Here is a 21171-nt window from a genome sequence, read left to right on the forward strand (position 1 = left end):
AAATATTCGGTGCCCGCACGCCGCAGGGACCGCAATGACCAAGGGTCCTTGGCCACCCAGGCGGCCGGTGACGAACAACGGACAAGAACATGGTTAGAGAGCGAATTCGTCTGAGCAGCCTGCACGACCGCGTCATGAGCGCGGAACAGGCGGCGGCCCTGATCCAGGACGGCATGACGGTGGGCATGAGCGGCTTCACCCGCGCCGGCGATGCCAAGGCCGTCCCCCTGGCCCTGATCAATCGCGGCCGGGCCGAACCCCTGCACATCAACTTGCTGACCGGCGCCTCGCTGGGCAACGACCTGGACGGCATGCTGGCCGACGCCGGCATGCTGAAGCGCCGCCTGCCCTTCCAGGCCGACGCCCGCCTGCGCGCCGCTATCAACCGGGGCGAGGTCATGTTCATCGACCAGCACCTGTCGGAAATGGTGGAGCAGTTGCGGTCTGGCGCCCTGGGGCATCTCGACTGCGCCATCATCGAGGCCACCGCCATCACCGAGACGGGCGCCATCGTCCCCACCACCAGCGTGGGCAATTCCGCCAGCTTCGCCATCCTGGCCGACAAGGTGATCGTGGAGATTAACCTGGCCCAGCCGGCGGACCTGGAGGGCCTGCACGACATCTACATCCCCAAGCGCCGCCCGGCGCGCGAGCCCATCGACCTAACCCGGGCGTCGGATCGCGTGGGCACGCCGGCCATCCCGGTGGACCCGGCCAAGATCGCCGCCATCGTGGTGACCAACCAGCCGGACAGCGCCACCACCCTGCAGCCGGCCGACGCCGACACCGCCGCCATCTCCCGCCACCTGATCACCTTCCTGGAGCAGGAGGTGCTGGCCGGCCGCCTGCCCCGGCACCTGCCGCCCTTGCAGGCCGGCATCGGCGCCATCGCCAACGCCGTGCTGGCCGGCCTGAAGGAGAGCCCGTTCACCGACCTGGAGCTGTACAGCGAGGTGCTGCAGGACAGCGCCTTCGACCTGTTCGACGCGGGCAAGCTGGCCTTCGCCTCAGCCTCCAGCATCGTGCTGACGGCGCCGGTCATGGCCCGCGTCATGCCCAACATCGCCAGCTACCGCGACCGCATCGTCCTGCGCCCGCAGGAGGTCAGCAACCATCCCGAGGTGGTGCGCCGCCTGGGCCTGATCGCCATCAACACCGCCATCGAGTGCGACATCTACGGCAACGTGAATTCCACCCACGTCAACGGCACGCACATGATGAACGGCATCGGCGGATCGGGTGACTTCGCCCGCAACGCCCAGCTGTCGGTGTTCGTCACCAAGTCGCTGGCCAAGGATGGCCGCATCTCCAGCATCGTGCCCATGGTCACCCATGTCGACCATACCGAGCATGACGTGGACGTGATCGTCACGGAACGCGGCCTGGCCGACCTGCGCGGCCTGGCCCCGCGGGAGCGGGCGCGGGTGATCATGGAGAACTGCCTGCACCCCAGCTATCGCGGCCAGATGGCCGACTATGTGCGCCGGGCCGTGGCCCGGGGCGGCCAAACCCCGCATGTCCTGGAAGAGGCGTTCAGCTGGCACATCCGCGCGCGCGAGACGGGCAGCATGCTGGCCGAAACCGCGCCCGAGGCTCTATCGGCGTGACGCCACCCGGCCATCCGGAGCGCTGATCTGGTTCATGCGCCGGATCAGCGCCCGGTGGGCGGGCAAGTCCCTGGTGGCGTGGTCGCCATAGGCCCGGATGCGGGCAAATGTCTTCTGCGCCGCCTCCACCTGGGGAAAGGCGGCGCGGGCCAGCGACAGGTCGGTCTCGAACCCCATGCCGTACAGGATGTACTGGTAGTTGAAGAAGGCGAAGGCCTCCAGATCCAGCGCGAAGTCGAAGCGGCTGGGCGGCCGGGTGCGCCACTGCGCCAGCAGGTCGCGCAAGGCCGGCGGGATGGAGGCGGGATCGCGGTTGTCGCGCCAGAACGGTTCTTCCCGCTTGCTCAGGCAGTAATGCAGCTTCAGGAAGTTGACAATGTTCTCGAAACGCCGGGTCATCAGCTCGTTGAAGCGGGCGGCCGGCGCGTCCCATCTGCCGTCATGGGGGAACAGCTCCGCCAGCATGCCCACCGCCACCTCGATCAGCACCACGCTGGTGGACTCCAGGGGCTCCAGGAACCCGCCCGCCAGGCCGATGGCGACACAGTTCTTGACCCAGGGCGTCTCGCGATAGCCGGCATCAAAGGCGGTCTTGCGCGGGGCCGGCGGCTCGATGTGGGGGCCCAGGTGCGGAGCGATATAGGCGCGCAGAACCCCCTCGGCCTCGTCATCCGACATGTGGTCGCTGGAATAGACGCAGCCCACGCCGCGCGCCCCCTCCAGCCCGATCTCCCAGGTCCAGCCCGCCGCGTGCGCCGTGGCCACGGTGCAGCTTTCCAGGGGGGCGTCAGCCGCCTCATAAGGCACCTTGCAGGACAGGGCGCGGTCAGTGAACAGGATGGACTTCACCGATTTCTGCGGCACGCCCAGGGCGCGGCCGATCAGCTCGGCCCGGAAGCCGCTGCAATCCACGTAGAAGTCGGCGGTGATCGCCCCGTATTCCCGCGTGACCAGGTGGGCGATGGCGCCGTCGGCCGCCAGCGCCACATCCGTCACCGTGCCCCGCAGGTGCCGCACGCCCAACTCCCGCGCGCGGACGGCCAGGGACTGAGCGGCCTTGGCCGCGTCGAAGTGATAGGCGTAGTTCAGCGGCGCCTCGAAATCACCCTCCGGTCCGCGCTTGGGCGCCCGCCGCGCGTCGGTCACCTGCTGCTGGAAGGTCATGGCCTGGGCGAACGGCGGGCGGCGGTCGCCGTCCTGCAGCAGCCAGTAGGGCACCAGGCCCGCGCCATCCGTGGGGAAAGGCGCCTCGAAGGGATGGAAGAAGCTGTCGTCTTCGCCCCCGTCCACCCAGCGGGCGAAGCGGATGCCCTGCTTGAAGGTGGCGGAGGTGTCGCGCATGAACTGGGCCTCGTTCAGGCCCAGGAACCGCAGGGTGCCGCGGATGGTGGGGAAGGTCCCCTCCCCCACCCCGACGATGCCGATGTCCGGCGCCTCCAGCAGCGTGATGCCGATCGGCCCCCCTTCCCGCACGCCCAAGTATTTGGCGAGGTAGGCGGCGGCCAGCCATCCGGCCGTGCCGCCACCGACGATCAGGATGGTTCGCTCGACTGTCATCTCTGCTCGGTCGTCCACTCAGCTCAGGGCTTGCTCCGGCACGGCCCCCAGCTCGCCACTCAGCCGGGCCTTGCGGCCATAGACCAGTTCGAACAGCGGGGACGCCATCATAGTCGTGACGATGGCCATCAGCACCAACATAGAGAACAGCGTGGGGCCGATGATGCCCTTTTGCAGGCCGATGTTGATGATGATCAGTTCCATCAGCCCGCGTGAGTTCATCAGGGCACCGATTCCCAGCGCCGTGCGGTTGTCCTCGCCGCACAGCCGGGCGGCGGCGTAGCAGGCGACACCCTTGGCGGCGATGGAGGCCACCAGCACGCCCAACGCGATCAGCAGCAGCGACGCGGAATTCACCATGTCCATGCGGGTGTTGAGGCCGGAATAGGTGAAGAACATGGGCAGCAGCAGGACCACGGTCAGCGGCTCCACCTTCTTCTTCAGCTCTTCCACGAACTTACCGCGCGGCATGGCGGTGCCGACGATGAAGCCGCCGAAGATGGCGTGGATGCCCACCGCGTCCATGATGAAGGCGGACAGGCAGAACACCATGAGGGTGATGGCCAGCACCGTGTGCGTCATCTCCCCCCGCCGTTCCACCGCGCGGCCCAGGGGTGCCAGCAGGCGGCGGCCGAACAGGATGACCAGCAGGGCGAAGCTGAGGCCGCCGCCGATGGCCAGCACGGCGACGCCAGGGCCGGCGCCGAAGATGGCCAGCACGATGGCCAGCACGCACCAGGAGGCGGCGTCGTCGAAGGCGCCGGCCGTCAGGGACAGGGTGCCCAGGGCGGAGTTGCTGAGGCCGCGCTCATTGATGATGCGGGCCAGCATGGGGAAGGCGGTCAGGGCGATGCAGGCGCCCATGAACAGGGTGGCCTGGCTCTGCGGCAGGCCCTCGGCGAACAGGCCCGGCACCTTCAGCAGCATGGGCGTGATCAGCACGGCGATCAGGAAGGGGGCCGCGATGCCGGAGAGCGAGACGGCGAAGGCGCTTCTGCCGTTGGTGCGGAAATGGTCGCCCCGGAAGGTCGTGCCCACCAGGAACATGTAGAGGCCGACGCCGAACTGGGCGCCGACGTACAGCACGCTCTTGGTCTCCTTGGGGAACAGCTCGGCGGCGAAGCCGGGGAACAGCAGGCCCAGCAGGGACGGACCCAGCACCACGCCGGCGATCATCTCACCCACCACCTGGGGTTGGGCCAGCAGCTTCTGCCCCAGCCAGCCGACGACGCGGCAGGCCAGGATGATGGCGGTGATCTGCAGGAAGAAATGGACGCTGAAATCCGTCGGCGTCAGGGTCCCGTTGGGGCCGTGCGGCGACAGCATGTGGGTCGCCGTGTCGACGATGTTCTGCACCGTGTCGGCGGAAAAAAGATCGGAAGCCATGACGCGATTCCACCCCGTTCTTAGCTTTTGTGCTTGTTAGCGATAACAGGGTTAGGGTGGGCTTTCCGGCGTTGTCAAAGGATAAAAGATGTAGGAATGTAGCAACATTCTGGATACGGGAAATGTAGCAACATGGCCACAATGAGCAGCCGGGATTTCAACCAGGACGTGGGCGGCGCCAAGCGCGCGGCACTGAGCGAGCCGGTGTTCATCACCGACCGCGGCACCCCCACCCACGTGCTGATGAATTTCGAGACTTTCCTGCGGCTTACCGGCGACGGGCAGAGCATCGTCGACCTGCTGGCCATGCCCGAGGACGTGCCCCTGGCCCCCGCCCGCCTGGACATCGCCTGATGTTTCTGCTGGACACCCCGGTCATCCTGGAACTGCGCGGGGCGAAAGCGGACGAAGGCGTGCGCGCCTGGGCCGCCGACATCCCCCGCCAGCAGCTGTTCCTGTCAGCCCTCAGCCTTATGGAACTGGCGGAGTCGGTCGCCAAGGCGGAGCGGACGGACAAAGTCGCCGGCGCGGCGCTGCGGGCCTGGCTGGACGACCGCGTGATGGTGGCGTTCGAGGGGCGCATCCTGCCCGTGGACGCGGCCGTGGCCCTGCGCCGCGCCGGCGTCGCCCTGCCCAACAACCGCGACGCCCTGCTGGCCGCCACCGCCCTGGTGCACGGCCTGACGGTGGTCACGCCCAACGTCGCCGCCTATCGCACCGGCCGGCTGAAGGTGTTCAACCCCTGGGGCTACGCCGCCGGGGAGGCGGAAGAGGACATCGCCGACTGGCGCCAGGCGGCCAAGACCAGCCCGGTGTGGCTGAAGAGCCTGTTCCTGCGCTTCTGAGCGCGACGGCGGGTCCGGCTCTCAGCAGGCGGGCCTGGGCAGGGGCTCCAGCGCCACCAGTTCGGCCCGCACCTTGAAGTCGCCGTAGTCGATCAGCATGGACTGCACGATGCCGTTGTCCATCAGCATCATGGCGGTGTCGTAGTCGGGCAGCGCCTGCTGCTCGTCGTTGGCGAAGAAGGCCAGGTGCACCGGCCAGGCCTTGTCCTTGTGCAGGGCGGCCACGACGATGGCGTCCTTGGCCAGGGGCTTGGCCTTGCCGATGACGGCGGAGACGGGGCCCGCTTCCTCCGCCTCCGACCCGTCGAACACGGGGCGGACGTAGACCGGCGTGTCGCCGTGGCGGGCCTGGTTGATCAGCAGCAGGGTGTGGGCGGTTGGGAAGACGGTGCCGGGCGCCAGCTCGATATCCTGCGACTTGGGCTTCTCGAAGTGGGCGACGCCGCCATCCTCGCCGTTCAGGGTCGCCACCCCCTTCATCTCCTCATCCGGTTGGCCGGTGGTCTGCTTGCGGACGTTGAAGCGGTAGACGCTGCCGTCCTTGGCTTCCCACGTCGTATAACTGGTGGTCATCTCCTGGTCGTCGGCTTCCGAATAGAGGAAGCGGATCTGGAAGCGCTGTTCCGTGGTCCAGCCGCGGCAGACATCGTTCCAGGCGAAGTTCATGGCGCCGACCACGCCGGTGACGCGGCTGCCCTCACGCGAGGAGGCCAGGGTCAGGCGATAGGCGGCGCGATGGGGGGACATCTGCGCGCCCACCGCCATGACCGTGCCTGCCATGGGGCCGCCATTGGAGGTTGGGGCAACCGTGGGTGGGGCGGCGGGCGGCGCCGCAGGGGCGGGGGCCGCCGCCGATGGGGGCGTGGCGCCGACGGCCATCGCCACCGGCAAGGCCAGAACGGCCAGGGACGCCAAACCCATGCTCACCAGACGTGCGCGCATTCTTATCGTCACTCTCGCTACCTCGACCCGGGCCAGGCCCGAACCCCCAGCATGCCGCGTACCGGGGGCCGACGCCAAGCTTCTTGTCGTCACAGGGCGACGCATGCCGGCCGCCCACCCGGGGACCTTCGGATGATACGGCCTGGCCGGCTCCCGCCGTCGTCCTTCAGTCCCCCACCTTTGGAATAGGGGGCAGACATTGCCGGTGAAATCTGCCGAAAGGGGGTCGGCAAAAACTGCCGCAGCTGGGGGTCGGCCTACCCCTGCAAAACGCAAATCCTTTGATTTCAATGAAATAGATAGCGGCACGCCCCTTGCGATCTCCGTCCCGTGTCATCCCCGACGCCCCAAACGGAGTAGCGCCCATGACCCCGCCGGACACCGCCCTGCCCCTGATGCCCGCCATCAACCTGACCCTGCCCCGGGGCCAGATGCCGGTAGGCCTGCGCGGTCCCGAGGCGGCGGCCAGCCTGAACCAGCTGCTGGTGCAGGAACTGGCCATGCGCCTGGCGGACGCGGAACGCATCATCACCGAACAGCGCGACCGTATCGACTACCTGGAAACGCTGAGCACCACGGATGAGCTGACCGGCCTGTTGAACCGGCGCGGCTTTCAGATCGCCTTCCGGCGCGAGCTGGCGGGCGCGCGGCGCGGCGGCCGGGGCGGCGTGCTGGTGATGGTCGATCTGGACGGCTTCAAGCGCATCAACGATGTGCACAGCCACCAGGCCGGCGACGCCTACCTGCGCATGGTGGCCCGCACCCTGGCCGACCATGTGCGCGCCCAGGACATCGTGGCCCGTCTGGGCGGCGACGAATTCGCCGTGCTGCTGACCCGCGTGGCGCCCGACCAGGGCATGCAGCGCGCCGAGGCCCTGTCCGCCACCCTGCACCAGATGGCCATGGACTGGCAGACCCACAGCCTGCCGTTGAAGGCCAGCTTCGGCTGCCAGGCCTACGGCGCCGACGACCGCGAGGACGAGGTGCTGCACCGCGCCGACGTGCTGATGTACCAAACCAAGGCGGCTTCTAAAGCGGCTTGAGTTAAGCTGTTCCCTGCGGGCGGCCGCATCCGCGGCCTTGCCATCCTCGTTTTGCAGTCCACTACGTTCCCCGCAAAACTCCGGCGCCCGCGGTCGCGGGCTTGTCGCTTCGCTCCGGGTGACGGGTAGCGCAAGTAAGGGAAAAGGCCTTCAGGCTGGCGCGCCTGGAGGCCTTTTTCTTACCCCTGCCGCCGGTAGCTGCCCTTCAGGAAGGGCGTCCAGGTCTGGCCGCCGTCGGTGGAGCGGTCGATGGCGGTTTCCATGTGATCGGGCACGGGCCACCAATAGCGGTGGCGGGCGCGGCCGCGCGGGGAAGTGCGGATGAAGGTGTAGCCTTCGGCGCCCGGTTCCTCCACCCCCTCCACCGGGCCCCACTGGCCGGGCGCCGGGGTGGCCGGCACATAGCCCATGTCGTCGAACCAGAACAGCAGATGCACCGCCACGTCGGGGTCCCAGGTCAGGACGCCATGGGCTGTGAACGCCCCGGCCTCCCCCCGGTCGAAGACATAGTCCAGCACCAGGTGGTGGCCGTTGAGCGCGGAACGCACGGTCATGCGCGCTGCACCAGGGCCACCGGGGCCGAAGGGGCTGGGCAGCACGGCGTCGGTGCCTACCCAGTCGCCGGCGAAGGCGGCGGTCAGCCGCCGCATCTCCTCCTGCATGGCCTGCCCCCCGGCTTACGGCTGTCCGGCCTTGGCGTCGGCCTTGCCCGCATCCTTCTTGCCCACCTCCTTCTTGGGCGCCGCCGCCTTCAGGCTGCCGCTGTCCAGGTTCAGCTGGGCGGCGGGGATGACCTGCACCTTGGGGTATTTCTGCTTCAGGGCGGGCAGGAACTGGGCGCTGTCGCCCACCACCACCAGGCTGCTTTGGGCCGGCGACAGGGTGCGGGCGGCGGCAGCCTGCACCTGGGCGGGGGTTACGGCCTGGACGCTGCTGATGTAGCGACCGATCTCCGCCAGATCGACGCCCTGCAGCGCCAGGCTGCCCACCAGGCTGGCCACGCCGTGGGTGGTTTCCACCGTGCGGCCGAAATTGCCGATCAGCACGGCCTTGCGGCCGGCCAGCTCCGCCTCGCCCGGCGCCTGGGTGCCCAGCTTGCCCATCTCCGCCATGATCAGGCCGGCGACCTCAGGCGCTGAGGGGTTCTTGGTCTGGGTGCTGGCGACGAAGGGTCCCGGCACCCGGCGGAAATCCAGGGCGGACCCGGCGCCGTAGCTCAGGCCCCGCTTGATGCGGATTTCCTCGTTCAGGCGCGAGGAATAGCCCACGCCCAGCACGGCGTTGGCCACGCTGGCCGGGTAGTAATCCTTGTCCGACCGCGCCAGGCCCGGCCGCACCACCAGCACCGCCGCCTGGCCCGCCTTGGGCAGGTCCACCACCACGGCGCGCCCGGCGGGTTGCGCAGGCGAGGCGGGCAGCGCCGGCAGGGGCGTCGCCGGCTTCGCCCAGTCGCCGAACAGCTTCTGGGCGATGCTGAAGCCCTGCTCCGCCGTCAGCGGGCCGGCCAGCACCAGGGTGGCATTGTCCGGCCGCCACCAGGTGTGGTGATAGGCGGAGAGGTCGGCGGGCTTCAGCGCCGCCAGCGATTTGGGCGTGCCGGTCAGCGGGTGGCCGTAGGCGGCGTCGGCGTAGAGCACGCGCGGGCCCACCAGCTTGGCCAGGCCGGCCGGGTCCTTCAGGGTGACGGACAGGCCGTCCAGCGCCTGGTGCCGCTCCCGCTCCAGCTCTTCCTTCTGGAAGGCCGGGTTGCGCGCCACGTCGGCGAAGATTTCCATGGCGGGGGCCAGCACGTCGCCCTTCACCAGTAGCGACAGCTCTGACCCGTCCCAGCCGGCGGCAGCGTTCAGGGTGCCGCCCAGGGCCTCGACATCGCGCGCGATCTCCGGGGCGGAGCGTTTGGCCGTGCCTTTGGTCAGCACGTTGGCGGTCATGGCCGCCGTGCCCGGCAGGCGTGCCGGGTCCACCGCCCCGCCGCCGCCGATGCGCAGGCTGGCCTGGATCAGGGGCACGCCGTGGGTGGGCGCCACGATGACGCGCAGGCCGTTGGCCAGGTGCTTTTCCACCGGCTGCGGCAGGGCCGCGTCCACGGCGGGACCAGCGGTGGGCGGGGCCTGGCGCTGGTCGGCCGGGGCCGGCTGCACCACCTTCAAGTCCGCCGGCACCACCAGCGGGGCGGCGTCGATGGCGGGGGAGGTCGCCACCGTGTCGGTGCCCTTCTCAGCCCCCTCCGCAGGAACATAACGCACGGAAATCTTGGTCTCGGGCTTCAGCCAGGTGGCCGCCACCCGCTTCACGTCGTCGGCCGTCACCGCCTGCACGTCGGCCAGCAGGGTGTCGGCGCGCTTGGGGTCGCCGAAGATGACGGCGGCGCGGGCCAGCAGGCTGGCGCGGCCGTTGGCCGTCTCCCGCTCCTCCAGTTCATCGGTCACCAGCTGGTTGCGGGCGGCGGCCAGTTCGGCCTCCGTCACGCCGTCCTTGGACACCTTGTCCAGTTCCTCCAGCAGTGCCTTTTCCCCCGCCTCGGCCGTGGCGCCGCCGGCCAGGATGGCGCCGATGGCGTAGGCGCCCGGCTGCTGGTTCACCTCCTGGAAGGTGAAGACCTGGCTGGCCACCTGCTTCTCATAGACCAGGGACTGGTTCAGGCGGCTGCTGTCGCCATGGCCCAGGATGCTGTCCAGCACCAGCAGGGCCGGCAGGTCCTTGTCCGTCGCCTTGGGGAAGGGATAGCTCAGCAGCACGGCCGGCAGGGGGGCGTTGGCCTCCGTCACCGTCAGGGTCTGCGGGGCGGTCCGCGCCGGCTCCACCGCCGTCACGCGCGGGATGGGTGTGGCCGGGTGGGTCAGGGGGCCGAAATACTTGTCCACCCAGGCGTTCAGCTCCTCGGGCTTGAAGTTGCCCACCACCACCAGGGTGGCGTTGTCCGGCCGGTAATAGGTGGCGTGGAAGGCCTGCACGTCCTGCAGGGTGGCGGCGTCCAGATCCTCGATACTGCCGATGCCGGGGCGGCCGTAGGGGTGCACCTTGAAGCTGACCTGCGGGAACATGAGGTAGAACAGCTTGCCGTAGGGCTGGGCCAGCACCCGCTGCCGCAATTCCTCCTTCACCACGTCGCGCTCGGACTTGAAGTTCTCCTCATCCACGACGAGGGAGCCCATGCGCTCCGCCTCCGCCCACAGGATGCGCTCCAGGTGGTTGGCGGGCACGGTCTCGAAGTAGTCGGTGTAGTCGGCGTTGGTGGAGGCGTTGTTGTAGCCGCCCACATCCTCCGTCAGGCGGTCGAACTGCTCCGCGGCCATGTCGCGCGTGCTCTTGAACATCATGTGCTCGAAGAGGTGGGCGAAGCCGCTGCGCCCCTTGGGATCATCCTTGGAGCCGACGCTGTACCACACCTGCACCGACACGGTGGGCGTGGTGGTGTCCGGCAGGGCGATGACCTTCAGGCCATTGGCCAGCGTGCGCTCGGTGATGGCCAGCGGCGGCACCGACACCTTACCCCCCGGCACTTCCGCCCCCGGCACGATGGGCGTATCGGCCCCCCCGCCCGCCCCGGCGGCGAAGGCCGGCAGGCTGGAGCAGAGGGCCGTGGTCAGGGCCAGGGCCTTGGCCGCGGCCGTGAACGTGCGGGTGAAGCGCATCATGGGTGCCGTCTTCCTTCTTGGGCTGCCGGCCGCGCGACTGCGGCGTCCGGGAATGGGCCTGGTTCCTACATAGCCCAAAACCGTCCGGCTGAGGCGGGGCATTTGGTTAATTCGTTGTAACAAAACGATCCCCACCGCGTTCGCGCCCCCGCCCAGGCCCCGGGCCCTACCCCCCGGCCCCCACCATGGGGGCGCACCGTGGGCCCGGCATCCGGCGGAAGGCTGCCATGCACGAATGAAAGTCACTTGCATTCACAAATCCCAACGCATAACCATCCCGTTAGAAATGATAATAATTATCAGTTGCTGGAGCCTTTCCATGTCCAACCTGCGGCAGTTCCTCTCTGTGTATCCCCTGGCCTTGGCCTCGGCCGTCTCGGTGGTCGCCCTGAGCGCCGGCGGCGCCTGGGCGGCGGACGACGCGGCGGCCGACGCCAGCCCCTCCAGCGAGGTGGTGATCCTCGGCGAGCGTTCCCCGACCGATGCCGCAAGCGCCCTGAAGACCGCGGCCCCGCTGGTGGAAACGCCGCAGTCGGTCAGCGTCATCAGCCGGGATGAGCTGAACCTGCGCGTGGCGGAAAACCTGAACGACGCCCTGAACTACACCGCCGGCGTCGCCACCGACACGCGCGGCAACACCGCCGGCCGCTATGACCTGATGACCGTGCGCGGCTTCAACGCCGACCAGTACCTGGACGGCCTGCACATCATCAGCTCGGTCAACGGCTATGCCATCCCGCAGATCGACCTGGCGTTCCTGGAGCGGATCGAGGTGGTGAAGGGCCCGGCCTCCGTGCTTTACGGCAACGCCAACCCCGGCGGCATCGCCGCCCTGACCAGCAAGCTGCCCACCGGCCAGACCTTCGGTGAGGTCAGCGTGACCGCCGGCAGCTTTGGCACCGTGCGTGAGACGGCGGACATCGGCGGCACGCTCGACCCCAACGGCGTGCTGAGCTATCGCCTGGTCGGGGTCAACGACCGCTCCGACACCCAGATCAGCCATACCGAGTCCGAACGCTTCGGCATCAGCCCCAGCCTCACCTACCGCCCGGACGACAAGACCAGCTGGACCGTGCTGTACGTGCACCAGCAGGATCCGCGGAGCGGCGGCTATGGCGCGGTGCCCGTCCAGGGCTCGCTGCTGTCCAACCCCAACGGCCAGATCGCGCGCGATTTCTATGATGGCGAGCCGGATTTCGAGCGGTTCAACCGCACCGAAAACATGGTCACCTCGCTGTTCACCCACAAGTTCGACGATGACTGGGCGGTGCACCAGAACACCCGCTACATGCACCTGACGACGCTGTACAACAGCGTCTACAACGCCGGCTACTTCACCGACGTCAATGAGACCAAGCTGGCCCGCGCCCTGGCCGTGGCGCGGGAGGAGCTGAACAACGTCACGCTGGACAACAATGTGACCGGCGTGGTGCGCACCGGCGCCCTGACCCACAACCTGATCTTCGGCGTCGATTTCCAGAACACGGTGCAGACGGAGGCCTCGGGCTTCGGCGGCAGCGTCGCCGACATCGACGTCTTCAACCCCGTCTACGGCTCCGCCCTGACCCTGCCGGCCACCAGCTTCGACGTGCGCCTGCACATGAGCCAGACCGGCGTCTATGCCCAGGACCAGATCTCATACGGCGGCTTCCGCCTGGTGCTGAGCGGCCGCAACGACTGGCTGGACATCAGCCAGCTGGATCATCTCAGCAACGGCACGACCTCGAAGGATGAGAGCAAGTTCACCGGCCGCGCCGGCCTGCTCTACCTGTTCGACAACGGGGTGGCGCCCTACGTGTCCTATGCCACCTCCTTCCTGCCGCAGACCACGGTGGACCGGAACGGCAACGTGCTGGCCCCGACGGAGGGCAAGCAGGTCGAGGTGGGCGTGAAGTACCAGCCCAAGGTGTGGAACGCCCTGCTGACCGCCAGCCTGTATGAGCTGCGCGAGACCAACGTCGCCACCACCGACCCCAGCTTCCCCACCGCCTCCATCGCGGCGGGTGAGGTGCGGTCGCGCGGCGTGGAGCTGGAGGGCTCCGCCCACCCCATCACCGGGCTGACCCTGCACGCCAGCTACACCTACATCGACAACCAGGTGACCAAGGATAATTCGGGCCTGGAAGGCACCCGCCCCTACGCCGTGCCGCAGACCACGGCCAACGGCTATGCCAACTATGTCCTGCAGGACGGCCCCCTGGCCGGTCTGGGCTTCGGCGGCGGCGTGCGCTACATCGGCCGCGGCTACAACGGCGTGGCCGGCAGCGGCAGCCTGACCATCCCCGGCGCCACCCTGTTCGACCTGATGGGCAGCTACGACTTCAAGCACCTGGCCCCGCAGCTGGACGGCCTGACCCTGAACATCGACGCCACCAACCTGCTGGACCGCCGCTACATCTCCTCCTGCTACAGCAGCATCTGGTGCTGGTACGGCCCGGGGCGGGATGTGAAGGCCAACGTGGCGTATCGGTGGTGATACGCTGAGGCAGGGGAGTACTGGCGCGCTAGCCCGGGGCGGGAGCTTCGGGCGGGTGTGGCGCCATGGCACGAGAGGTTTTACGGCTATCAGTCAGTAAAATATGAATTTCGGCCTCTCTCAAGTCCAAGGCCGAACTGGGCTACAGATGCTGGGAAAGGTCCATGGGGGCGTGCAGGACGCGGATGATCAGAATGCCATTCGCGGCCTTGCGATAGAACACAACATGGCCTCCGCTCTCGATCCGCAGATATGTTGCGCTCCGCCTGCGCCGCGCGCCATTACGTCAACAAACTGCTGGGCGATGCGCCTCAGGTCATCCCTAGCCTTGCCGGAAAGCGCGTACTCACCCATTCCCGCTTTCGCCCGCCTCAGCCTTCACCTCAGCCCAGATATCCAGGACGTTCTGGCTGCTGATGCCGCTGGCCTCCCCCTCGTCCAGGGCCGCGCAGAGGGCGGCGAGTTTGGCCTCACGCTCTTCCAGCAGACGAAGGCCTGCCCGCATGACGTCGCTGGCGCTGCCGTAACGGCCTTGGGCGACCTGCGTTTCCACGAATTGGGTGAAATGCTCACCCAAGCTGACCGACGTGTTCTTGCCCATGATCGGCACCTCCGGCGGGCATTTCACCAAAAATTGGTACTGACGGGCGACCTCTCAGGCAATCCCCGGCCATCCAAACTGGCTCCCTCCGCACAGCCGCGTCCGGCCCCTCCCTCCCGGACCGGTCGATGGTATGCGCCTACCTGAGACATAACGCGGGGGCGGCGGCATGGACAGGCGGCGATTCCTGAGTAACGCGATGCTGGGCGGGGCCATGGTGGGTGCGCCCCTCAGGGCTTGGGCCGAGGCCCCACCCGCCGCCGGGGCGCCGGCAGCCGGCGGCGGCGTGGCGGCCTATGTCGCGTCCCAGGTGGCGGAGACGGGCTTCAGCGGCACGGTGCTGGTGGAGCACCAGGGTGCCGTGGTGCTGCATGAGGCGTACGGCCTGGCCGAGCGCTCCTTCCAGGTGCCCTGCCGGCGGGACGGCCTCTATCGCATCGCCTCCATCACCAAGCTGTTCACCGCCACCCTGGTGATGCGCCTGGTGGCCCGGGGCCGGCTGTCCCTGGACACTGTCATCCGCGCCTATCTGCCGGCGTACAAGGGTCCGGCAGCGGACCGGGTGACCCTGCGCCAGTTGCTGACCCACACCTCGGGCATCGAGAATTTCGACAAGGGGCTGACCAGCTACACCGACGCCGCGCGCACCGGCATGCCGGCCTACCAGCTGCCCCATGACAGCACCGACCTGATGGACCGCTACGCCAGCGGCCCCCTGGTGAAGGCGCCGGGCAGCGCGTTCGACTACAACAACGCCGACTACGTCATCCTGGGCAAGGTCATCGAGGCGGTGACGGGCCAGCCCTATGACCAGGCCTTGCGCCGGGACGTCCTGGACCCGCTGGGCCTGACGCAGACCGGCCTGCTGCGCCAGGATCTGATCCTGCCCAACCTGGCCGCGACCTATTACAAGGACGGCGACGGGGACCTGGCCCACGATATGCCGGTCTATATGCAGAACTGGTATGCCGCCGGCGGCCTTTATTCGACCGCCCCCGATCTGGCCGCCTTCGCCCGCGCGCTGTACGGCGGCGACCTGCTGGCCCCTACGCAACGCGCGCAACTGCTGACCCCGGCGCTGGAGGAATATGGCTTCGGCCTCTGGGTTTCCGACCTTCAGGCGCGCGGCCGCCCCCACCGCTACGCCCAGCGCCCCGGCCGCATCATGGGTGCGAACACCCTGCTGCTGCGCTTCCTGGACGACGATCTGACCATCATCATCCTGGGCAACACCAACCTGGCGGACACCGACCGGTTGGGCTTCCGCATCGCGCGGCAGTTCCTGGGGCCGAAGGACTAGCCTCCCTTGCCCGGCATTCTTCCATGGCATATATTTTTGATAGATATCAATGGAGGTGGCCATGGATACCGCCAAGCTCTTCTGGTCCGGCCGCTCACAGGCCGTGCGCCTGCCCAAGGACTTCCGGTTCCAAGGGGAGGAAGTGCGCATCCGCCGCCATGGCAACGCGGTGATCCTGGAGCCCATCGCCAACAATTGGGATTGGCTGGTGGAGGTTACCGGCCCGGTGGATGAGGACTTCGCCAAGGCCGCGACGGAGCGGCCGGCTGAGCAGGAGCGCCCGGCCCTGGACTTCTTCGAGTGAAGTTCCTGCTGGACACCAACGCCGTCATCGCGGTGATGAAAGGCGAGCCCACGTTCCTCAACCGCATGCGTCAATATCAACCGGAGGATTTCGGCCTGTCGACCATCGTGGCCTATGAGCTTTATTTCGGCGCCACCAAGAGCCAACGACGGCTGGAGAATACGGCACGGGTGGACGCCCTCCGCTTTCCCATCCTGGACTTCGACCGCGAGGATGCCCGGGAAACCGGCGTCATTCGCGCACATTTAGCCACAGCCGGCATGCCCATCGGACCTTATGACGTGCTGATCGCCGGACAAGCTTTGGCGCGAAACTTGACCCTGGTAACGCATAATACCCGCGAATTCCCGCGTGTCCCTAGACTGCAGCTGGAAGATTGGCGATAGGCGGCATCGCCCTTAGTGATGCGGCACTTCCATCTGATCCGCGATCGTTGATGAGAAAGCGGTTATGGTAATTTGTCTGGGGCATTGCCCCTCCCATTGATAAAACATAATGTAATATTTTAATGACCCTGCTGAGAAGAAATTATAATTGTCACCCACTCCATGCTTGTCACTGAAGTCCGATTGATGTGCATATGGCGTAAGGTATTTGTTGTCACCCCGATATCTTTGCCCAACGTCCAGATCTAGATCGCAGAAGTCGCGAACCACTGGCTCAGCCAATAGGTGCAGTGGAAAGTAATGTTGTATTTCCAACTGATATAGGGGCCGCTTCAGGCCATTAGGCGCTTCGCAACCCGCTTTGGCGGAAGATGCGAAAAAATGAAGGCTATCAAGCCCAGTCATATCACTGCCCTTCATGGTCAGGCTATAGCCGCAGGACGTGACCCTCTTTTCAAATATCTCAGCGCCGTGTGGACCACCGAGATATGCGATCATCGCCTCTGGGTCGGCCATGTCGATACGAGCCGGCATCTGCTCCAGCATCTCAAGAAACGTGCTGAATCTCGGCACGGTAAGCACGCTTGTGGAGGGGCCAGCATGCGCCACTCCTGAATGAACAATCGTGCCCAGGGCCACTGCCATCCACCGCCATACGCGCATGTTGTCCCCCATCATTGATGATAGAAGACCGCCAGCTCACTGATGGGGTCAAGCCCCGATACAAAAAAGCAAAGCGGGCGGCGCCCTTCCAGACGCCGCCCGCCTTGACACTCCGCCTCAGCGAAGAACCCCGCCTCAGCCTTCCTTGGCCTCGGTGGTGACCTTGGGCTTGGGCAGGTCGAGCTTTATGTGCAGTTCCTTCAGCCGCGCGGTGTCGACGGCGTTGGGGGCCTGCATCAGCAGATCTTCGGCACGCTGGTTCAGCGGGAAGACGATGACCTCGCGGATGTTGGGCTCATCGGCCAGCAGCATGACGATGCGGTCGATGCCGGGGGCGGAACCGCCGTGCGGCGGGGCGCCCAGCTTGAAGGCCGACAGCATGCCGCCGAAGCGGGTCTCGAGGTCTTCGGCCGTATAGCCGGCGATCTCGAACGCCTTGTACATGATCTCGGGCTTGTGGTTACGGATGGCGCCCGAGGACAGTTCGATGCCGTTGCAGACGATGTCGTACTGGAAGGCCTTGATGTCCAGCGGGTTCATGCTGGTCAGGGCCTCCAGGCCGCCCTGCGGCATGGAGAAGGGGTTGTGGGAGAAGTCGATCTTCCCCGTCTCCTCATCCTTCTCGTACATCGGAAAGTCGACGATCCAGCAGAAGCGGAAGGCGTCCTTCTCGATCAGATCCAGTTCCTCACCGATGCGGGTGCGGGCCTGGCCGGCCAGCTTGGCGGCGGGGCCTTCCAGGTCGCAGACGAAGAACACGGCGTCGCCGTCCACGGCGCCGGTCAGCTCACGCAAGCTCGCCTGGGCGGCCTCGGGCACGAACTTGGCGATGGGGCCCTTGCCGGTGCCGTTCTCGAACAGGATGTAGCCCAGGCCGGGCGCGCCCAGGCCGCGGGCCCAGTCGTTCAGCTTGTCGAAGAAGCTACGGGGCTTGTCCCCCACGGCCGGCGCCTTGACGCAGCGGACCACGCCGCCCTTGTCCAGCACGCCGCGGAAGGCCTTGAACTCCACGTCGTCGCGGCGGAACACGGCCGACACGTCGGTGATCACCAGCGGGTTGCGCAGGTCCGGCTTGTCGTTGCCGTACTTCAGCATGCTCTCGGCATAGGGAATGCGCGGGAACGGATAGGGGCTGACGGTCTTGGCCACACCGGTGAAGTCGCGGAACTCGGTGAAGATGCCGTGGATGACGGGCTCGATGGCGGCGAACACGTCGTCCTGGGTGACATAGCTCATCTCGAAGTCGAGCTGGTAGAACTCGCCGGGGGAGCGGTCGGCGCGGCTGTCCTCGTCACGGAAGCAGGGGGCGATCTGGAAATAGCGGTCGAAGCCCGCCACCATCAGCAGCTGCTTGAACTGCTGCGGCGCCTGCGGCAGGGCGTAGAACTTGCCCGGATGGTTGCGCGCCGGAACCAGGAAGTCGCGCGCACCCTCCGGCGAGGACGAGGTCAGGATGGGGGTCTGGAACTCGGTGAACCCGGCCTCGATCATGCGGCGGCGGGCCGAGGCGATGACGTTGGAGCGCAGGTGGATGTTGCGGTGCATCTTGGTGCGCCGCAGATCCAGGAAGCGGTAGCGCAGGCGGATGTCCTCGCCCGCGTCCTGGTCGGAATTCACCTGCAGGGGCAGCTGGTCGGCCAGGCTCTGCACCACGATCTCATCCGCCTTCACCTCGATGTGGCCGGTGGGCAGCTTGTCGTTGATGGTGTCGGCCGTGCGGGCCACCACGCGGCCGGTCACGGTGATGACCGATTCCAGGCGGGCGGATTCCAGCACCTTGAAGCCGGGATTGTCGATATCGATCACGCACTGGGTCAGGCCGTAATTGTCGCGCAGGTCGACGAACAGCAGTTGGCCGTGGTCACGCTTGCGGTGGATCCAGCCGGAGAGGCGGACGGTCTGGCCGGCGTCTTCCTGACGCAGGGCGCCGCAGGTGTGGGTACGATAGGGATGCATGGGGCCGGGCCTTGACGAGTGCGGGTTGGGCAATAGCGCCGCCGATCCGCGAAAACGCGGACTGACGGACCGGCGGACACTAGGGCCGGACGGGGGCGGATTGTCAAGACGGCCGGGCCGATTTGCCCGGCGCCCGGCCGCCTTGGTCCCCCTTAATAACTGATCTTGACGCTACCCATGACCGACCGGGGGCTGCCCGGCAGGTTCAGGTTGGCGTTGGAGCCGTGGGCCGAGACGATGTAGCGCTCATCCGTGATGTTGTAGACGTTGACCTGCAGGGTCACCGGCCCCTGACGGTACCAGGCCATGGCGTCCACCGTGACATAGGACGGCAGGGTCACGGTGTTGCCCGGGTTGGCGTAGCGGTCGCCGACATAGTTCATGCCGCCACCCAGGCCGAAACGGTCGCCGAAGGCCTTGGTCAGCCACAGGTTGGTGCTGTGGCGCGGCGTGATGGTGGCGCGCTTGCCCTGCACATTCTGGCCGGCGTCCTTGGCCACGGATTCCGTGACGCGGGCGTCCAGGTAGGCGTAGCCGGCGATGGCCTTCCACCCGTCCGACAGGTCCAGCGCCCCGGTCAGCTCCACACCATCCGTGCGCTGCACGCCGATGGGCAGCAGCTTCTGCGTCACCGGGTCGGTGGTCTTGATGCCGCTGCGTTCCAGGCGGAACAGCGAGGCCGTGGTGCTAAGCCGGCCCTGCCAGAAGTCCAGCTTGGCGCCCACCTCGACATTGCGGGTGCTTTCCGGCGCGATGTCGGCGTTGTTGGCGGCGACGGAGAAGGCCTCGCCCGAGGGCTGGAACGAGCGGCTCCACGACACGTAGTAGGATTGGGCGACCTCGGCCTTGTCGTCCGTCGGCTGCCACACCAGGCCGGCGCGCGGGCTCCAGTTCCGATCCGTGCGGCTGAGGTTGGCCAGGTTGGCGAGATGCTGCAGCGTGCGCTGCTCGAACCGGTCGAATCGCATGCCCACCAGGGCCTTCAGCTCCGGCAGCAGGGTCACCATGTCCTGGGCATAGACGCCGGTGGTGTCGAACAGGCCGCGGTTGTTGGCGGTGATGGTGCCGAAGGTGCCGGGGTTCAGGGTCGGCAGCACCGGGTTGAACAGCGCGACGGTGGCCACCGTGCCCTGGGAATAGGTGATGGCGTCCTTGGTCTGGTGCCCCACCTCCAGCCCCAGCAGCAGCTGGTTGTCGATGCCCGCCAGGCTGAACTTCTGCACCGCCTCGCTCTGGTTGAACCAGCCGTGCTCATACCGGCCGACGATGGAGCGGGTGAGGGCCGCCGTGCGCGCCGCCTCATTGACCGAACCGACCAGCGTGTTGCGGCGGTCCAGGTTGTAGCGGTAGTAGCGGAAGGCGTTGCGCAGCGACAGGCTGTCGTTCACCTCATGCGTCAGCGTCTCGGTGGTGGAGCGGACGCGGGACTGGCTGTAGTCCGCGTCCCGGGCGTTGGCCGCGCCGTAATAGGTGCCGGGCGCCACGTCCACCGGCAGGCCGTGATAGGCGGGGATGCCGAAATCGGTGACGCGCTTGTCCTCCAGATAATCGGCCTGGACCAGCAGCGTGGTCTTTTCATCCAGGTTGAATTCCACCGAGGGCGCCACGGCCTTGCGGTCCAGGAACTGCTGCTGGCGATAGCTGTCCGCCGCCTCGATGGCGCCGGTCAGGCGCAGGGCGACGCCGGTGTCGGGCAGCACATGGGCCAGGTCCACCTCCCCCCGCCGGTCGTCCCAGCCGCCGTAGCGGAAGCTCGCCTCCGCCAAATCGATGCCCGGCTTCTTGGTGATGCGGTTGATCAGGCCGCCGGAGGAGCCGCGGCCGTAGAGGACGGAGGCCGGCCCCTTCACCACCTCGACCGATTGCAGGTTCGACAGGTCGCGGAAATAGAGGGCGTCGTCGCGCAGGCCGTCGACATACTGGTCGGTGATGGCGGAGAAGCCGCGGATGGAAACCTGGTCGCGCTGGCCGTCGCCGGTGGACAGGCCGATGCCGGGGATGTTGCGCATGACGTCCTGCAGCGACAAGGCGCCCTGGTCCCGCATCACCGCCAGGGGCACCACGTTCACCGTCTGCGGCACGTCGCGCAGCGCCATGTCCATACGGGTGGCGCTGACCGCGTCCTTGGGGTTGTAGCCCATGGCCGCCTGGCGGTCGGCGCTGACCACCATCTCGGGCAGGGCGCCGCCGGATTTGCCACCCTGGGCGTCGGCCTCGTCGGGACCGGCGGCGAAGGCCGGCAGGGCCGGGGGCAGCAGGGCGGTGAACAGGCAGGCGGAAAGCAGCAGGCGGGCGCGCATCACAGAGGTCCCCTTCGTTTTTATGCGAATGTTTTTGATAATCACTCGCATATTAAGCCTGCGACATTCTGTCAAGCGGACCCTCCCGGCCCCCTGCCGCCCTCGCCCGCGGGTAACGCCGCATCGATGGCAAAACTGCGATTTTTAGGATGCGAATGGCTGCCATG

General features: G+C 67.3%; 18 protein-coding genes. 8 read left to right on the top strand and 10 right to left on the bottom strand.

Features of this window, described 5'->3' with window-relative positions; translation table 11 throughout:
- Positions 1-89: 89 nt before the first annotated feature.
- Positions 90-1607 (top strand): succinyl-CoA:acetate CoA-transferase ScpC, encoded by a 1518-nt coding sequence (gene scpC, locus FBZ87_RS00595; protein ID WP_145608327.1) that lies wholly within the window; start codon positions 90-92, stop codon positions 1605-1607.
- Here scpC and FBZ87_RS00600 read toward each other — a convergent pair.
- Together FBZ87_RS00600 and FBZ87_RS00605 are read right to left on the bottom strand one after the other, a co-directional pair.
- Positions 1596-3164, bottom strand: a complete 1569-nt coding sequence (locus tag FBZ87_RS00600; protein ID WP_145608329.1) for a tryptophan halogenase family protein — start codon at positions 3162-3164, stop codon at positions 1596-1598. The two genes, scpC and FBZ87_RS00600, sit on opposite strands and share 12 nt — an antisense overlap.
- Positions 3165-3182: 18 nt before the next feature.
- Positions 3183-4550, bottom strand: a complete 1368-nt coding sequence (locus tag FBZ87_RS00605; protein ID WP_145608331.1) for a cation:proton antiporter — start codon at positions 4548-4550, stop codon at positions 3183-3185.
- Positions 4551-4682: 132 nt separating this feature from the next.
- Here FBZ87_RS00605 and FBZ87_RS00610 point away from each other — a divergent pair, with 132 nt between their 5' ends.
- Together FBZ87_RS00610 and FBZ87_RS00615 are read left to right on the top strand one after the other, a co-directional pair.
- Complete coding sequence (locus FBZ87_RS00610; protein WP_145608332.1) at positions 4683-4904, top strand: type II toxin-antitoxin system Phd/YefM family antitoxin; 222 nt, start codon at positions 4683-4685, stop codon at positions 4902-4904.
- Positions 4904-5395, top strand: a complete 492-nt coding sequence (locus FBZ87_RS00615; RefSeq protein WP_145608335.1) for a type II toxin-antitoxin system VapC family toxin — start codon at positions 4904-4906, stop codon at positions 5393-5395. Before FBZ87_RS00610 ends, FBZ87_RS00615 begins: the two co-directional genes overlap by 1 nt.
- Before the next feature lie 21 nt (positions 5396-5416).
- Here the strand turns inward: FBZ87_RS00615 and FBZ87_RS00620 are convergent, their stop codons facing one another.
- Positions 5417-6337 (bottom strand): cell envelope integrity EipB family protein, encoded by a 921-nt coding sequence (locus FBZ87_RS00620; protein WP_145608337.1) that lies wholly within the window; start codon positions 6335-6337, stop codon positions 5417-5419.
- A 365-nt stretch (positions 6338-6702) separates the two neighbouring features.
- On the opposite strand from FBZ87_RS00620, the gene FBZ87_RS00625 reads away from it, so the two are divergent.
- Positions 6703-7380: a GGDEF domain-containing protein gene (locus FBZ87_RS00625; RefSeq protein ID WP_246134170.1), complete on the top strand. Its 678-nt coding sequence runs from the start codon at positions 6703-6705 to the stop codon at positions 7378-7380.
- Between the two features lie 179 nt (positions 7381-7559).
- On the opposite strand, the gene FBZ87_RS00630 is transcribed toward FBZ87_RS00625, so the two are convergent.
- Both FBZ87_RS00630 and FBZ87_RS00635 read right to left on the bottom strand, forming a co-directional pair.
- Positions 7560-8042 carry a DUF1579 family protein gene (locus FBZ87_RS00630; RefSeq protein WP_145608339.1) on the bottom strand — a complete coding sequence of 161 codons (483 nt, stop codon included), beginning with the start codon at positions 8040-8042 and terminating at the stop codon, positions 7560-7562.
- Positions 8043-8057: 15 nt separating this feature from the next.
- Positions 8058-11018 (bottom strand): M16 family metallopeptidase, encoded by a 2961-nt coding sequence (locus FBZ87_RS00635; RefSeq protein WP_145608341.1) that lies wholly within the window; start codon positions 11016-11018, stop codon positions 8058-8060.
- A gap of 319 nt (positions 11019-11337) precedes the next feature.
- On the opposite strand from FBZ87_RS00635, the gene FBZ87_RS00640 reads away from it, so the two are divergent.
- Positions 11338-13494 carry a TonB-dependent siderophore receptor gene (locus tag FBZ87_RS00640; protein WP_186454496.1) on the top strand — a complete coding sequence of 719 codons (2157 nt, stop codon included), beginning with the start codon at positions 11338-11340 and terminating at the stop codon, positions 13492-13494.
- A gap of 142 nt (positions 13495-13636) precedes the next feature.
- On the opposite strand, the gene FBZ87_RS30180 is transcribed toward FBZ87_RS00640, so the two are convergent.
- On the bottom strand, positions 13637-13744 hold the full coding sequence (locus FBZ87_RS30180) for a hypothetical protein (RefSeq protein ID WP_425465724.1): 108 nt from the start codon (positions 13742-13744) through the stop codon (positions 13637-13639).
- A gap of 96 nt (positions 13745-13840) precedes the next feature.
- A complete protein-coding gene (locus FBZ87_RS00645; RefSeq protein ID WP_145608345.1) occupies positions 13841-14095 on the bottom strand; it encodes a type II toxin-antitoxin system ParD family antitoxin in 255 nt (84 codons plus the stop codon).
- Positions 14096-14264: 169 nt separating this feature from the next.
- Here FBZ87_RS00645 and FBZ87_RS00650 point away from each other — a divergent pair, with 169 nt between their 5' ends.
- The 3 genes from FBZ87_RS00650 (at position 14265) to FBZ87_RS00660 (ending at position 16085) form a co-directional block, all read left to right on the top strand.
- Positions 14265-15395: a serine hydrolase domain-containing protein gene (locus FBZ87_RS00650; RefSeq protein WP_145608347.1), complete on the top strand. Its 1131-nt coding sequence runs from the start codon at positions 14265-14267 to the stop codon at positions 15393-15395.
- A gap of 61 nt (positions 15396-15456) precedes the next feature.
- Positions 15457-15699 carry a type II toxin-antitoxin system antitoxin VapB gene (vapB, locus tag FBZ87_RS00655; protein ID WP_145608350.1) on the top strand — a complete coding sequence of 81 codons (243 nt, stop codon included), beginning with the start codon at positions 15457-15459 and terminating at the stop codon, positions 15697-15699.
- Positions 15696-16085, top strand: coding sequence for a type II toxin-antitoxin system VapC family toxin (locus tag FBZ87_RS00660; RefSeq protein ID WP_145608351.1), 390 nt, complete (start codon positions 15696-15698; stop codon positions 16083-16085). The genes vapB and FBZ87_RS00660 overlap by 4 nt, the downstream gene beginning before the upstream one ends.
- 12 nt (positions 16086-16097) lie before the next feature.
- On the opposite strand, the gene FBZ87_RS00665 is transcribed toward FBZ87_RS00660, so the two are convergent.
- From FBZ87_RS00665 to FBZ87_RS00675, 3 genes are all read right to left on the bottom strand, one after another.
- Complete coding sequence (locus tag FBZ87_RS00665; RefSeq protein ID WP_145608353.1) at positions 16098-16730, bottom strand: hypothetical protein; 633 nt, start codon at positions 16728-16730, stop codon at positions 16098-16100.
- A 153-nt stretch (positions 16731-16883) separates the two neighbouring features.
- On the bottom strand, positions 16884-18704 hold the full coding sequence (aspS, locus tag FBZ87_RS00670) for an aspartate--tRNA ligase (protein ID WP_145608354.1): 1821 nt from the start codon (positions 18702-18704) through the stop codon (positions 16884-16886).
- A 152-nt stretch (positions 18705-18856) separates the two neighbouring features.
- A complete protein-coding gene (locus FBZ87_RS00675; protein WP_145608356.1) occupies positions 18857-21004 on the bottom strand; it encodes a TonB-dependent receptor in 2148 nt (715 codons plus the stop codon).
- Positions 21005-21171: the final 167 nt, after the last annotated feature.

It is taken from the genome of Nitrospirillum amazonense, assembly GCF_007828035.1.
Lineage (GTDB): Bacteria > Pseudomonadota > Alphaproteobacteria > Azospirillales > Azospirillaceae > Nitrospirillum > Nitrospirillum amazonense.